Genomic DNA, 13,647 nt, shown 5'->3' with positions numbered 1-13,647 from the left:
CGGCGCACGGGGCGGCCTACCCGGGCCTCGCGGCCGGGTCGGTGGGTCGAATCGGGCGGGTCAGAACGCGTGCCAAAGGGCGGTCGGGTCGTCGGTGCGCAGGGTGCGGACCCGGTGGTGGAACTCCTCCTCGGCCGCCGGGTTGCCCGGCACGTGCTGGGCCACCCAGGCGGTGGCGGCCAGTTCACGCGTCTCGCGCAGCACCCGGTAGCCGGGCCAGTCGGTGACGTCGAAACCGTACTTCTTCGCGAACCGCCGCTGCGCGCCGTCGGGCAGGCCGTAGCGCGCGGCCGCCATCGGAGTCAGCACCAGGTCGTACTCGCGCAGGTCGTGGGCGACCGTCTCCCAGTCCAACAGCAGCGCCCGGCCGCCGTGCACGCCGACGTTGCGCAGCAGCGCGTCCCCGTGGATCAGGCCCTGCGGCAGCGCCGGGGTCAACTCGCGGCAGGCCGCCTCCAACGCGTCGCGGCGGGCCAGCAGATAGCGCCGATCCTCCAACCCCACGGCGGCGTCGGCCGAGTCCAGCCAGGTCTCCACCAGCGCGAGCGGCGCCCGGGCGGGCAGCGCGAACGGCGGCGCGGGCAGCGCGTGCAGCTTCTTGAGCAGCCGGGCCAGGTCGACGATGTCCGGTTCGCGCTCGGCCGGCGACAACAACTCCCAAAAGGTGACCGGGCGGCCGTCGATCAGTACCGGCTGCGGATCGATCCCGGCCGCGGGTCGTACCGCCGGGAAGTCCTGTTCGGCGAGCCAGCACGCGACCGCGATCTCGCGGCGCGCCCGCTCGGCCATGTGCGCCCCGCGCGCCACCCGGACCACCAGACGCGGACCCGGCAGGGCGAACACCGCGTTCTCGCCGAAGGCCAGCAACGTGGCGTCCGCGGACGGCACTCCGACCTGCGCACACGCGCGTACGAGCACCGAACGTTCGCCGGCCACCGAGTCGATCACGCCGGTGATGGTACCGGTCTCGGGTCAGGCGGAGAGGCAGGATCGCGAGGGCAGCGCCGCGTCGTAGCGATCCAGCACCAGCCGGGCGATCTCCTCGGTGTCCGCGACCGGCTCGGTGACCGGCTCCGCCCCGGCGGCCAGGGACTGTTCGAGGATCCGGTCCGGCAGGATGCCCGGGGCCAGCATGCAGGACGCGACGGCGACGCGTTCGGCGCCCAGCGCGTGCAGGTCCTCGATCGCGGCGCCGATCGTGGAGCCCTGGTGGACGGAGGCGAACGCGGGGACCACGGCGCACCAACCGGTACGCCGCCACTCCCGCGCGACGATGGTGGTCACCGCGTTCGCCTCCGGATCTGTGGAACCGGCGGTGGCCAGGACGACGCCGTAACGGGCGTCTCCGGGCCGTACGCCGGCCTCGCGCATGCGCCGGTCCAAGGCCGCCAGCAGCAGCGGGGAAGGAGCCAGTGTGGCCGCCTGACGCACGGTCAGTCGGCGATGGCGCAGCACGGCGGGCACGTCCTGCTTGGCATGGAAGGCCGGAGTGAACAGCAGCGGTACCGCGACCACGGTGTCGGCGCCGGCGTCGGCCAGCGCGTCCAGCCGATCGGGTACCCGCGGGCCGCAGTGGTCCAGGTATCCGATGTCCACCCGCAGCCCCGGTCGCAGCGCGCGAACGCGCGCGGCCAGGGCTGCCATCGCCGCGGCGTGCCGGGGATCGCGGCTGCCGTGCGCGACGGCCAGGAGCGGGGGAGCAGGAGTCATGGCGTGGGCTACTTGCTCGTGGCCAGGCCGCGCTGGCGCAGCACGAGGCGTTCGACGGGGGTGAAGACCAGCATCTCGATGCCGATACCCACGATCAGGATCATGAAGACCGCGGTCAACATCATCGGCATGTCGCCCAGGTCGCGCCCCTGGTCCATCAACTGGCCCAGACCCGAACCCAGTTCCGGGCCGGCGGCGATCAGTTCGGCGGCCATCAGCGAGCGCCAGGAGAACGCCCAGCCCTGCTTGAGGCCGGCCACGTAGCCGGGCAGCGACGCGGGCAGCATGACGTGCCACACGCTGTTGAGACCGCGTGCGCCGAGCACTCGGCCGGCCCGCAGGTACAGCGGCGGGATCTGATCGATCCCGGCCACCAGGCCGTTGGCGATCGAGGGCACCGCGCCCAGCAACACGACCGCGTAGATCGCGCTGTTGTTCAGGCCGAACCAGATCACCGCCGGCGGCACCCACGCCACCGAGGGCAGCGACTGCAGGCCGGAGAGGATCGGGCCGATCGCGGCCCGGATCCAGCTCACCCGGGCCACGATCAGGCCAAGCGGTGTGCCGATCGCGACCGCGATCAAGAAGCCCAGGATGCCTCGGGAGAGGCTGGTCCACAGGATCTCGAACACGGTGCCCTTCTTCCACTGCACCATGAACGCGTCCCACACGTCCTGCGGGCTCGGCAGCGCGTAGCGGGGCTTGATCTCCATCGAGTAGGCGATCTGCCAGGCGGCCAGCACCAGCAGGATCGCGATGACGGGCGGAAGCACCTTCTCCAGCAGTACGCGGGAGAAGGGCTTGCGCTCCTTCTCGTAGCTCTCCAGCGCGTCCAGGCCCGCCTCGAGCCCGGCCAGGTCGTCCTCCGCGTGCTTGTGCGCGGCGTCGGCCCCGATCTCGGGGTCGGTCTTCGTCAGATCAGGCGCGGCCATGGCGGCGGATCTCCCCTCGCAACTGGTCGGTGATCTCGACGGACAACTCGGAAACGCCGGTGGACTCGATCCGGCGCGGCTGCGGGATGTCGATGTTCCACTCCCGGGCGATCCGGCCCGGGCGCGAGGACATCAGCACCACCCGCTGGGCGAGCCGGACCGCCTCGCGCACGTTGTGCGTCACGAACACCACGGAGCGGCCGGTCTCCGCCCAGATCCGGGTCAGCTCGTCGTGCAGCACGTCGCGGGTGATCGCGTCCAGCGCGGCGAACGGCTCGTCCATCAGCAGCAGATCGCCGGCCTGCGCGAGCGCGCGGGCCAGTGCCACCCGCTGGCGCATGCCGCCGGACAGTTCGTGCACGCGCTTGTTGTGCGCGCCGCCGAGCCGGACCAGCTCCAGCAGCTCGTTCGCCTCGGCTCGGCGCCGATCGCGCGGCACGCCGCGCAGTTTCAGGGCCAGTTCGATGTTCTTGCCCGCGGTCAGCCACGGGAACAGCGCGTGGTCCTGGAACATCAGCGCGGGACGGTCGCCGGAGACCTCGATGGTGCCCGAGGTGGGCCGCTCCAGGTCGGCGATCAGGTTGAGCAGGGTGGACTTCCCGCAGCCCGACGCGCCCAGGAGGCAGACGAACTCGCCCGGGGCGACGGTCAGGTCGATGCCGTCCAGGACGGGTGTGCCGCCGCCTCGGCCGAAGACCTTGGTGACCTGGTCAAGGCGGACCGCGAAGCCGGTCTCGACGGGGGTCGCGGCCGTTGGCGTGGCCTCGCTGATGGTCTGGGTCATGTCCGGATCACCTCTCTCGGTGGGCGCGTCGGGCGGGAAGTGCTCATCGGGCGACGGTCGCCCGGGGGTGAGGCAGCGCGAACGCCTACTTCTTCGGGCCCAGACCCCCGTCGCTCACCGCGGGCTTCCCGGCGGTGGCGAGGACCTTGTTCAGGATGGTCAGGTCGTAGATGCCGTGGATGTCGAGCTTCTTGGTCACGCCGACCGCGACGCCGTCGTCGGAGAGCTTCAGCAGCGAGGACGCGAGCGGGTCGTTGGTGATCGCGATGTTCGGCCAGGCCGCGTCGAGCACGTTCGCCGCGAGCGGCTTGCCGGCGACCTCGGCGATCTTGGCGTTGACCGCCGCCTTGGCCTTGTCCTGGTTGTTCGCGGCCCAGTCGTTGGCGGCGACCTGACCCTTGATCAGGGCCTCGACGGTGTCCGGGTGGTCCTTGAGGAACTTGGTGGACACGATCAGGTCGGTCGTGACGAACTTGCCTTCCGGCCACAGCGTGCGCTCGTCCACGAGCACCTTGGCGCCCGCCTCCACGACGAGTCGGGTGGCCCACGGCTCGGGCAGCCAGGCGCCGTCCAGGTCGCCCTTCTGGAACGCGGCCAGGGTCTGCGCGTTGTCGGTCGGCACGACGCTCACGTCGCCCTTGCCGGAGGTGTCCACGCTGTAGCCGGCCTTGGTCAGCCAGGCCCGCAGCGCGACGTCCTGGGTGCCGCCGAGTTGGGGCGAGGCGATCTTCTTGCCCTTGAGGTCGGCCGGCAGGTTGATGCCCGGCTTGACCACCAGGGAGGCGCCGCCGGAGGTGGCGCCCGCCACGATCCGCAACAACTCGCCGTTGGTGCTGGTGAAGCCGGAGATGGACGGGTTCGGCCCGATGTAGGTCGCGTCGATCGAGCCGCCCTTGAGTGCCTCGATCGCCGCGGGTCCGGCGTTGAACACCTGCGGCTTGATCTCGGTGCTGCCCAGTTCCTTGGCGAAAAAGCCCTCGCCCAGACCGATCAGCGGCGTCGCGTGGGTGACGTTGGCGAAGAAGCCGAGTCGGATCTGCGAGGCCGAGGTGCCCGCCTTGGCACCGCCGGACGCCGCCGGACCCGCGCCCGCGGCCGGCGTCTTGTTCTTGTCGTCCTTCTTGTCCGAGCCGTAGCCGCACGCGGACATCGCGAGCAGCGGCAGGAGGAGGGCGGCAGCGAAGCCGGTACGTATGGATCTGCGATGATTTGTCCTGAAAACGGACACGCGGGGACCTTCCCTCGGGCCCGCGCGATGTGCGCGGGCCGGGACGACGTATGTGGTGGACGGCGACGGACGATGTCACGGGTACGGCTGACGGAGCGTCAAAAGCGGGTCGTCAGACCCGCGATCGAGTCAGCTGTGACATCGACCCGGCGCGGCGAACGCGGCGCCGGCCATGCCGGCGGTGAGCGTCGAGCCGTCGGCCTCGTCGATCAACAGGAAGGAACCGGTCCGCCGACCGATGGCGTAGTCGTCGAGCGCGAGCGGCTGGGCGGTGCGCAGCACGACCCGGGCGATGTCGTTGGCGCGCAGCTCGCTCAGGTGCTGCTCGTGGCCCAGCACGCCGTCGATCGGGGTGTTCAGGTCCAGGCGGTAGGCGATGTCCTTGACGATGGCCTTGACCGTGCGGGTGGTGTGCTTGAGCAGGACCCGGTCGCCGGTGCGCAGCGGGCGGTCGGCCACGTGACACACGGTGGCCTCGATGTCCTGGGTGGGCTGCGGCGCCGAGTCGACCGGCGCGATCAGGTCGCCGCGCGAGATGTCCACGTCGTCGGCCAGCCGCAGGGTGACCGACTCGCCCTGCCGGGCCTGGCGCACCGCGACGCCGAGCCGGTCGATGCCCGCGACGGAGGTGCGCTGCCCGGACGGCAGCACGACGACCTCGTCGCCCTCGCGGAACACCCCGGAGGCGACCTGGCCGGCGTAGCCCCGGTAGTCGCGGTACTCGTCGTCCGACTGCGGACGCAGCACGTACTGCACCGGAAAGCGCGCGGGCTCCAGCGTCGGGTCGGTCTCCACCGGCACCGTCTCCAGGTACTCCAGCAGCGTCGGCCCGGAGAACCAGTCCATGTGCGAGCTGGGGTCCACCACGTTGTCGCCGCGCAGCGCGGAGACCGGGATCGAGCGCACGTCCGGCACACCCAGCGCCTTGGCGTACTCGGTGAACGTGTCGGCGACCTCGGCGAAGCGCTCCTCGCTGTAGTCGACCAGGTCCATCTTGTTGACCGCGAGCACCACGTGCGGCACCCGCAACAGCGCCGCGACGGCCGCGTGCCGGCGGGTCTGCTCGACCACGCCGTTGCGCGCGTCCACCAGCACCACGGCCAGCTCCGCGGTGGAGGCGCCGGTGACCATGTTGCGCGTGTACTGCACGTGGCCCGGCGTGTCGGCGAGGATGAACCGGCGCCGCGCGGTGGCGAAGTAGCGGTACGCGACGTCGATGGTGATGCCCTGCTCGCGCTCGGCCCGCAGCCCGTCGGTGAGCAGCGCGAGGTCGGCCTCCTCCTGGCCGCGCTCGTTGCTGACCCGGGTGACCGCTTCCAGCTGGTCGGTCAGCACCGACTTCGAGTCGTGCAGAAGCCGGCCCACCAGGGTGGACTTGCCGTCGTCGACGGAACCGGCGGTGGCCAGCCGGAGCAGACCCACGCGCTCGTCCGCGGACGACAGGGCGTCCGGGGAAATGTCGGAAGTCCCACTCATGGCTAGAAGTACCCCTCGCGCTTGCGGTCTTCCATCGCGGCTTCGGACATCTTGTCGTCCGCGCGCGTGGCACCTCGTTCGGTCAGCCTGCTCACTGCGATCTCGGCGATCACGTCCGCCACCGTCGTGGCGGGGGAGTCGACGGCGCCGGTGCAACTCATGTCGCCGACCGTGCGGTAGCGCACCACGCGCCGCACGACCTCCTCGTCGCCCTTCGGCCCGCCCCACTCGCCGGCCGAGAGCCACATCCCGTCGCGTTCGAAGACGTCCCGCTCGTGCGAGAAGTAGATCTGCGGAAGTGCGATCGCCTCCCGCTCGATGTACTGCCACACGTCCAGCTCGGTCCAGTTCGAGATCGGGAACACCCGCACGTGCTCGCCCACGCGGTGCCGGCCGTTGTACAGCTGCCACAGCTCGGGCCGCTGCCGGCGCGGGTCCCAGGCGCCGAACTCGTCGCGCAGCGAGAACACCCGCTCCTTCGCGCGGGCCTTCTCCTCGTCGCGCCGGCCGCCGCCGAACACCGCGTCGAAGCGGTTGGACTCGATCGCGTCGAGCAACGGGACGGTCTGCAACGGGTTACGGGTGCCGTCCGGGCGCTCGCGCAGCCGGCCGTTGTCGATGAAGTCCTGCACCTCGGCCACGTGCAGCCGCAGGTTGTGCTCGGCCACCACACGGTCGCGATACTCGATGACCTCCGGGAAGTTGTGCCCGGTATCGACATGCAGGAGCGCGAACGGGACCGGCGCCGGCCAGAACGCCTTGCGCGCCAGATGCAGCATCACGATCGAGTCCTTGCCGCCGGAGAACAGGATCACCGGCTTCTCGAACTCGCCCGCCACCTCGCGGAAGATGTGCACGGACTCGGCTTCCAACGCGTCCAGGTGGGTCAGGGCTCCGGGTGCGGTGCCCTTGTCGATCGTCGTGGTCACGCCAACCCCTCCTTCGTCTTCGTCGAGCACGGTGCCATGGTGCGTATCGGGCCGGTCATGTGTGGATCCCGCACTCGGTCTTGCCGTTGCCGGCCCACCGGCCGGCGCGGGCGTCCTCGCCGGGAGCCACCCGGCGGGTGCAGGGCGCACAGCCGATCGAGGCGTAGCCGTCCATCAGCAGCGGGTTGGTCAGCACTCCGTACTCGGCCACGTAGGCGTCCACGTCGTCCTGCGTCCAGCGGGCGATCGGGGCGACCTTGACCTTGCGCCGGCGCGCGTCCCAGGACACGACCGGGGTGTTCGCCCGGCTCGGCGAGTCGTCCCGGCGCAGCCCGGTGGCCCAGGCGCGGTAGTTCGTCAGCGACCGTTCCAAGGGCGCCACCTTGCGCATCGCGCAACACGCGTCGGGGTCGCGATCGTGCAGCGCCGCGCCGTACTCGGCGTCCTGCTCCAGGACGGTCAGGTCCGGGTGCACGGTGATCACGTTGACGTCGTAGACCGCCGCGACCGCGTCACGGGTGCCGATGGTCTCGGGGAAGTGGTAGCCGGTGTCCAGGAAGACCACATCCACACCGGGCGCCACCCGCGACGCGAGGTGCGCGACCACGGCGTCCTCCATCGAGGACGTCACACACCACGCCGGGCCGAACCGCTCGTGCGTCCAGGCCAGGATCTCCGACGCGGTCGCGTCCTCGAGTTCGAGGCCGGCGCGGTTCGCGAGCGCCTCGAGGTCGGTGGTCTCGGTGACGGTCATCGGCCCTCCTCCTGGGTGATCGACGGGGTGTGCCCCGCATCGCGTCGTGTCGTGCCGTCGTCCTGCGGGCTGTGCGTCTCCAAAGCGTGCTTCTTTGGACCGTGCTTCTCCGGGAAGGCCAGCCCCAGGAACTTCAGCGAGAACGCCCGCCGGCAGGCCGAGCACAGCCAGGTGCCGTGTCCCTCCTCGTGCGGACGAAGGTCCTCGTCGCCGCAGAAGGGGCAGTAGAACGGAACGGCCCGCTGACCCGGCTCGGCGCCGCCGGCGGCGCTCACGACAGGTCCGCGTCGGCCGCGCGCACGGCCCACTGGGCGAAGCGCTCGCCCTCGGTGCGCTGCTCCTGGAAGCGGCACAGCACGCGCTCGATGTAGTCGGCCAGGCCCGCCGAGGTCACCTTGAGGCCGCGGATCTTGCGCCCGAAGCCGGGGTCCAGGCCCAGCCCGCCGCCAAGGTGCACCTGGTAGCCCTCGACCTGCTCGCCGTCGTCGCCCAGCACCAACTGACCCTTGAGGCCGATGTCGGCGACCTGGATCCGGGCGCACGCGTTCGGGCAACCGTTGATGTTGATCGTGATCGGCTGGTCGAACTCCGGCAGTCGCTGTTCGAGTTCGTCGATCAGTCGGATCCCGCGACCCTTGGTCTCCACGATCGCCAGCTTGCAGAACTCGATGCCGGTGCAGGCCATCGTGCCGCGCCGGAACGGGCTCGGGTCCACCCGCAGGCCGAGTGCCTCCAGGCCCTCCTTGAGCGAGGCGACCTTGTCCTCGGCGACGTCCAGGATGAGCATCTTCTGCTCGACCGTGGTGCGTACCCGGTCCGAGCCGTGCCGCTCGGCGAGGTCGGCGATCTTGCCGAGCGTGGCGCCGTCGACCCGGCCCACGCGCGGCGCGAAGCCGACGTAGAAGCCGCCACCCTTTTGCGGACGTACGCCCACGTGGTCGCGCCACACCTGCGCGGGCGCCTCGGGGGCGGGACCGTCGATGAGCTTGCGCTTGAGGTATTCGTTCTCCAGCACCTCACGGAAGCGCTCCGGACCCCAGTCGGCGACCAGGAACTTCAGCCGCGCGCGGTTGCGCAGCCGACGGTAGCCGTAGTCGCGGAAGATCGAGATGACGCCTTCCCAGACCTGCGGCACCTCCTCCAGCGGGACCCAGGTGCCCAGCCGGACCGCGAGCTTGGGGTTGGTGGACAGCCCGCCGCCGACCCACACGTCGAAGCCGGGACCGAACTCGGGGTGCACGACGCCGACGAAGGAGATGTCGTTGATCTCGTGCGCGACGTCCAGCAGCGGCGATCCGGAGATCGCGGTCTTGAACTTGCGCGGCAGGTTCGAGTACTCGGGCTTGCCGATGTAGAGCCGGTTGATCTCGTCGATCGCCCAGGTGCCGTCGATGATCTCTTCCTCGGCGACGCCGGCCACCGGCGAGCCGAGCACCACGCGCGGGGTGTCACCGCACGCCTCGGTGGTGGACAGGCCGACGCCCTCCAGGATCCGCCAGATCTCCGGGACGTCCTCGATCCGGATCCAGTGGAACTGCACGTTCTGCCGGTCGGTGACGTCCGCGGTGCCGCGCCCGAACCGCTCGGAGACCTCGGCGATGGCGCGCAACTGGGCCAGGTTCAGTCGGCCGCCGTCCACTCGCACGCGCAGCATGAAGTACTCGTCGTCGAGCTCGTGCGGCTCCAGCACACCGGTCTTGCCGCCGTCGATGCCGGGCTTGCGCTGCGTGTACAGGCCCCACCACCGCATCCGGCCGCGCAGGTCGTTGGGGTCGATCGAGGAGAAGCCGCGATGGGCGTAGACATTCTCGATGCGCGCACGCACATTGAGGCCGTCGTCGTCCTTCTTGAACTGCTCGTTCCCGTTCAGCGGCTCGTGATGGCCGAGGGCCCACTGACCCTCGCCGCGATGGCGAGCGGTCTTGCGGGCGCGGGGACCGCTGCCGGCGGTGTCGGTAGTGGCGGCCATGGGGAGCGTCCTCCGGGCGGATCGGTGGGGGACGCGCGGGGGAGCATCCGGCCGCACCCTCGCCGGACCGGCCGTGAGAGTCGTGGTGCCGGTGCGACCGCGCGCCCGGCAGACAGGTGCAACGGGCGGGTCGTCAGACCGGCGAACAGACGGCGCTGGACATGCGTCCGAGGTCGACGTGGAGTCGACCTACGAGAGCAATACCGGCGCGTGACATGTCGCAAAGATTGACATGGAGCCAGAAAGCCGTCCATCACTGTCCGGGATGCGAACGCCCATCTCGCATGTCGAACACACATGCCCATATAGTGAGATGAGCCGATCTTCCGCACCGGCCGCGGCATGCATCGTCGCCGCGGTTGGTTACGGTACGGGGGGTCGGATCCCGTTACCCCGAACGGTACGCGGCCCACGCACCACAGTGGACGAGGAGCTGATGGGTATGCCAGGCGAGGTTCTGGGCGCGCCCCGGCGCAGAACGCGTTCCGTATGCACGGTCGAATCCGCCGCCGGACCCACCTCCGAGCGGCCGGAGCCGCGTCGTGAGGAAGCGGTCGAGACGCTGCGCTACGCCCTCAACGGCTTCCTCTCCGCGATCCGCGCCGATCGTGCCGGGCAGGCCGGTCCGGTCGACGTCGATGCCGAAGGTACTCGGTATCGGCTGCTCGCGGCGCTGGCCGACGAACTCGACCTGGACAACGAGCGGCTGGCCCGAGTGCTCGGCCTGTCCGGATCGGCCGTGCGTGACCTGCTGGACGTGCACGGGCGCGAGGGGCTGGTCGAGGCGGTGCGCGCCGGGCGCGGACGAGGCGGCTCGGTGGTCCGACTGACCCCGGCCGGCCGACGTGAGTTGTACCGGCTCGACGCGCTGTTCCGGGAGAGCTGGGAGAGCGCGTTCGCCGACCTGCCGGCCGAGGAACTGCGGACCGCGGCCCGGGTGCTCAGCAGGCTCTCCGGGGTGCTGCCGGCCGGCCGCTGACCAGCGCGGACCGCCGGGAAAGGCGGCCCGGGGCGACCCTTGATCGAAGGTGGGGTTCACCCGGACGACGACTTGGCGAATGCCAGGCCCTCGGCCGGATACCTTAAAGGGGTGGCAGCGGACTACCAACAACGACCTCGCCTGCGAGGGGCCGGTCGCATCCGGTTGCGGAGCGCACTGTGGCGGATACTCCGCGAGACGGTGATCTCCTGCTTCAACCACCGCGTGACCGGCCTGGCCGCCGAGGCCGGGTTCTTCATGCTGCTCTCGCTGCCCCCGCTGCTGCTCGGGCTCGCCGGCACCGTCGGCTACCTGCACGGCATGATCGGTGGCAGCACCGTCAACGACCTCAAGGCGGACATCGTCAAGGCCGCCGGGTCGGTGCTCTCCAGCAAGAGCACCGAGCAGGTGGTCGTGCCCCTGGTCAACGACGTGTTCGACTCCGGCCGCGCGGACATCGTCTCGGCCGGCTTCCTGATCGCCCTGTGGTCCGGCTCGCGCGCGCTCAACGTCTACGTCGACACCATCACGATCATGTACGGCCTGTCCGGCAAGCGCGGCATCGTGCGCACCCGGCTGCTGTCCTTCACGCTCTATGTGGTCGGCCTGCTGCTCGGGATGTTCCTGATCCCGCTCCTGGTGGCCGGCCCCGACTTGGTGGTCAAGGCATTCCCGCACTTCGCCGGGACCGTGCACATCCTGTACTGGCCGGTCCTGGTGGTGCTGTCGGTGTGCTTCCTGACCTCGCTCTATCACGTGTCGGTGCCGGTGCGGACGCCGTGGCGCGAGGACATACCCGGCGCACTGGTCGCCCTGCTCCTGTGCATCCTCGGCAGCTTCCTGCTGCGCGTCTACCTCGCCACCACCATCGACGGCCCCACCGTCTACGGCTCGCTGGCGGCCCCGGTCGCGGTCATGGTGTGGATGTACTTCGCGGCCATGGCCGTATTGATCGGTGCTGCCGTCAACGCCGCCATCGACCAGGTCTGGCCCAGCCAGGAGACCGCGCAGGCGCGCGCCGAGCGGGACAAGGAGAAGGCCGCCGAGGAGATCGCCACGGCCATGGAGCACCTGCGCTCGGGTCGCCACCGCGGCAACCCCGGCGACTGGACGCCCCACTCGGACGAGCACGACGAGATGGAGGACACCGTCATCCACGGCGAACTCCCCGACATCGCCGAACCGCCGTCCGAGTTCCCCGAGCGCTGGGCGATCCACGCGCGCGACGCCAAACGCAGCGACCCGGGCCCGGTCAACGGCCGTGCCAACGGCGCCCGCCGGGCCGGCGACCTGCCCCGGATGCCGTCCCGGCCGCCGCGCCCGCCGGGTCCGCCGCCCACCATCGGTCAGCCGCCGAGCCTGCACATGCCGGTCGGACAGGAGTTGCCCGGCCTGCCGTTGGAGGACACCGCGTGGCCGCCGCGGCCGAGTCGGCCAGTGGGCGGCGAGCAGGAACACGCTCGACGCGACCGGCCGTGATGGCCTAGGCTCCACGGGTGGCCCTTGGGCCCGCACAGTGCCCGAGAGCGCGGCCCGAGGCCGCACGGAACAGGTGGGAGGTGGATGTCGTGAACACGACCTTGATGACGGTCGCCCGGACGGGCTGGACCTCATTCCACTTCTCCGCCTCTCGGATTCGCACCGCGTAGCCGCGCCACGTCGTTCGTCGTGACGGCGCGCAGGTCGGCGAATCCGCCCCTCGAAGGGCCACCGGCTTGTCTTCCCAGCAGCACCACGCTTCTCGCAACACCCCTGCTTCCCGTAACACCCCTGCCTCTCCGGACACCGCTTTCGTGCCGACCTCCGACGTGCTCGCCGCCTACGGCTGGGACGCGGATCGCGACACCGAATTCGCCCCCTACCGCACGCACGGCCTGGTGCCCGGGCGGATCGCCCGGGTGGACCGCTCGCTGTGCGAGGTGGTCACCGCCGACGGCACCGTACGGGCCGCGCACGGCGGCGGCGAACTGCCGTGCACCGGCGACTGGGCCGCACTGGAGTTTCCCGACGACGGCCGCGAGGCCTTCGTCGCGGCCCTGCTCGCACGCCGGACCGCGCTGGTGCGCTCGCACGCGTCCGGGCGCTCGACGGGCCAGGTTCTCGCGGTCAACGTCGACCTGATCGGCGCCGTCGTCCCGTTGGACGTCGCGCCCGACCTCGGCCGTCTGGAGCGGCTGCTCACGCTCGCTTGGGAGAGCGGCGGCACGCCGCTGGTCGTCCTCACCAAGGCCGACCTCGCGGCCGACGCCGACGACCTGCGCGCGGACGTCGAGGCGGTGGCCATGGGCGTGGACGTCGTGGTCGCCAGCGCGCTCACCGGCGAGGGCCTGGACGTGCTCCAGGCGTACACCGCCGGCCGGACCGTCGCACTGATCGGCACCTCCGGCGCGGGCAAGTCCACGCTCACCAACGCGCTCGCGGGCGCCGAGGTGACCTCCGTCCAGGAGGTACGTGGCGACGGCAAGGGCCGACACACCACCACGTGGCGCGAGTTGGTGCCGTTGCCGAGCGGCGGCGTGCTCGTGGACACCCCGGGCATGCGCGGGGTCGGCATGTACGACGTCGGCGAGGGCCTGGACCGCACCTTCGCGGACGTCGACGCCCTGGTCGCGGACTGCCGCTTCGCCGACTGCACGCACGAGAGTGAACCCGGCTGCGCGGTGCTCGCCGCGATCGAGGCGGGCGAGTTGCCGCAACGTCGCCTGGACAGCTACCGCAAACTGCTGCGCGAGGCACGCTGGATCGCCTCGCGCGAGGACCATCGCATCCGGGCCGAACGGGCCCGGGAGTGGAAGCTGATCCACAAGGAGATGCGCCGCTCGCCGTCACCCAAGAAGTGACGACCGGTCGGGGGGGGGGGGGGGCCCCCCCCCCCCCCAGCGGGAC

General features: G+C 71.0%; 14 protein-coding genes. 3 read left to right on the top strand and 11 right to left on the bottom strand.

Annotated features, from left to right (window positions below):
• Positions 1–60: 60 nt before the first annotated feature.
• The 11 genes from ABZS54_RS26420 to ABZS54_RS26370 all read right to left on the bottom strand — a co-directional run bounded on the left by ABZS54_RS26420 (position 61) and on the right by ABZS54_RS26370 (position 9,999).
• Positions 61–948 carry an aminoglycoside phosphotransferase family protein gene (locus ABZS54_RS26420; RefSeq protein ID WP_355540959.1) on the bottom strand — a complete coding sequence of 296 codons (888 nt, stop codon included), beginning with the start codon at positions 946–948 and terminating at the stop codon, positions 61–63.
• A gap of 24 nt (positions 949–972) precedes the next feature.
• Positions 973–1,710 (bottom strand): CbiX/SirB N-terminal domain-containing protein, encoded by a 738-nt coding sequence (locus ABZS54_RS26415; protein ID WP_355540957.1) that lies wholly within the window; start codon positions 1,708–1,710, stop codon positions 973–975.
• An 8-nt stretch (positions 1,711–1,718) separates the two neighbouring features.
• On the bottom strand, positions 1,719–2,642 hold the full coding sequence (locus tag ABZS54_RS26410; RefSeq protein WP_355540955.1) for an ABC transporter permease: 924 nt from the start codon (positions 2,640–2,642) through the stop codon (positions 1,719–1,721).
• A complete protein-coding gene (locus ABZS54_RS26405) occupies positions 2,629–3,426 on the bottom strand; it encodes an ABC transporter ATP-binding protein (protein ID WP_355540952.1) in 798 nt (265 codons plus the stop codon). The genes ABZS54_RS26410 and ABZS54_RS26405 overlap by 14 nt, the downstream gene beginning before the upstream one ends.
• An 85-nt stretch (positions 3,427–3,511) precedes the next feature.
• Positions 3,512–4,576 carry an ABC transporter substrate-binding protein gene (locus ABZS54_RS26400; protein ID WP_355541012.1) on the bottom strand — a complete coding sequence of 355 codons (1,065 nt, stop codon included), beginning with the start codon at positions 4,574–4,576 and terminating at the stop codon, positions 3,512–3,514.
• A gap of 207 nt (positions 4,577–4,783) precedes the next feature.
• Complete coding sequence (locus tag ABZS54_RS26395; protein WP_355540949.1) at positions 4,784–6,130, bottom strand: GTP-binding protein; 1,347 nt, start codon at positions 6,128–6,130, stop codon at positions 4,784–4,786.
• Between the two features lie 2 nt (positions 6,131–6,132).
• Positions 6,133–7,059 (bottom strand): sulfate adenylyltransferase subunit CysD, encoded by a 927-nt coding sequence (gene cysD / locus ABZS54_RS26390; protein WP_355540946.1) that lies wholly within the window; start codon positions 7,057–7,059, stop codon positions 6,133–6,135.
• Positions 7,060–7,114: 55 nt separating this feature from the next.
• Positions 7,115–7,813, bottom strand: coding sequence for a phosphoadenylyl-sulfate reductase (locus tag ABZS54_RS26385; RefSeq protein WP_355540943.1), 699 nt, complete (start codon positions 7,811–7,813; stop codon positions 7,115–7,117).
• Entirely contained in the window at positions 7,810–8,088 is a 279-nt protein-coding gene (locus ABZS54_RS26380) for a hypothetical protein (RefSeq protein ID WP_355541021.1), read from the bottom strand. The genes ABZS54_RS26385 and ABZS54_RS26380 overlap by 4 nt, the downstream gene beginning before the upstream one ends.
• The gene (locus ABZS54_RS26375; RefSeq protein ID WP_355540940.1) at positions 8,085–9,782 is read right to left on the bottom strand and encodes a nitrite/sulfite reductase; all 1,698 of its coding nucleotides are present in this window, start codon (positions 9,780–9,782) and stop codon (positions 8,085–8,087) included. Before ABZS54_RS26375 ends, ABZS54_RS26380 begins: the two co-directional genes overlap by 4 nt.
• 133 nt (positions 9,783–9,915) lie before the next feature.
• A complete protein-coding gene (locus ABZS54_RS26370; protein WP_355541009.1) occupies positions 9,916–9,999 on the bottom strand; it encodes a putative leader peptide in 84 nt (27 codons plus the stop codon).
• Positions 10,000–10,224: 225 nt separating this feature from the next.
• Between ABZS54_RS26370 and ABZS54_RS26365 the strand changes: the two genes are divergently transcribed.
• The 3 genes from ABZS54_RS26365 (at position 10,225) to rsgA (ending at position 13,601) form a co-directional block, all read left to right on the top strand.
• Positions 10,225–10,761 carry a MarR family winged helix-turn-helix transcriptional regulator gene (locus ABZS54_RS26365; protein ID WP_355540937.1) on the top strand — a complete coding sequence of 179 codons (537 nt, stop codon included), beginning with the start codon at positions 10,225–10,227 and terminating at the stop codon, positions 10,759–10,761.
• Positions 10,762–10,872: 111 nt separating this feature from the next.
• Positions 10,873–12,240, top strand: coding sequence for a YihY/virulence factor BrkB family protein (locus ABZS54_RS26360; protein WP_355540934.1), 1,368 nt, complete (start codon positions 10,873–10,875; stop codon positions 12,238–12,240).
• A gap of 314 nt (positions 12,241–12,554) precedes the next feature.
• Positions 12,555–13,601 (top strand): ribosome small subunit-dependent GTPase A, encoded by a 1,047-nt coding sequence (gene rsgA, locus ABZS54_RS26355; protein WP_355540931.1) that lies wholly within the window; start codon positions 12,555–12,557, stop codon positions 13,599–13,601.
• The last annotated feature ends 46 nt before the right edge of the window (positions 13,602–13,647 follow it).

The sequence above is a fragment of the Embleya sp. NPDC005575 genome, from assembly GCF_040605455.1.
GTDB lineage: Bacteria > Actinomycetota > Actinomycetes > Streptomycetales > Streptomycetaceae > Embleya.
The sequence above is the reverse complement of the archived record's forward strand: the minus strand, read 5'-3'. Positions and strand labels throughout refer to the sequence as shown.

What these genes read in the sequence shown, in the direction of transcription:
- ABZS54_RS26370 (WP_355541009.1), bottom strand. Translation starts at nt 9,999, where the DNA reads ATGTCACGCGCCGGTATTGCTCTCGTAGGTCGACTCCACGTCGACCTC.
- ABZS54_RS26375 (WP_355540940.1), bottom strand. Translation starts at nt 9,782, where the DNA reads ATGGCCGCCACTACCGACACCGCCGGCAGCGGTCCCCGCGCCCGCAAG.
- ABZS54_RS26395 (WP_355540949.1), bottom strand. Translation starts at nt 6,130, where the DNA reads ATGAGTGGGACTTCCGACATTTCCCCGGACGCCCTGTCGTCCGCGGAC.
- ABZS54_RS26410 (WP_355540955.1), bottom strand. Translation starts at nt 2,642, where the DNA reads ATGGCCGCGCCTGATCTGACGAAGACCGACCCCGAGATCGGGGCCGAC.
- ABZS54_RS26385 (WP_355540943.1), bottom strand. Translation starts at nt 7,813, where the DNA reads ATGACCGTCACCGAGACCACCGACCTCGAGGCGCTCGCGAACCGCGCC.
- ABZS54_RS26400 (WP_355541012.1), bottom strand. Translation starts at nt 4,576, where the DNA reads ATGTCCGCGTGCGGCTACGGCTCGGACAAGAAGGACGACAAGAACAAG.
- ABZS54_RS26405 (WP_355540952.1), bottom strand. Translation starts at nt 3,426, where the DNA reads ATGACCCAGACCATCAGCGAGGCCACGCCAACGGCCGCGACCCCCGTC.
- ABZS54_RS26365 (WP_355540937.1), top strand. Translation starts at nt 10,225, where the DNA reads ATGCCAGGCGAGGTTCTGGGCGCGCCCCGGCGCAGAACGCGTTCCGTA.
- ABZS54_RS26415 (WP_355540957.1), bottom strand. Translation starts at nt 1,710, where the DNA reads ATGACTCCTGCTCCCCCGCTCCTGGCCGTCGCGCACGGCAGCCGCGAT.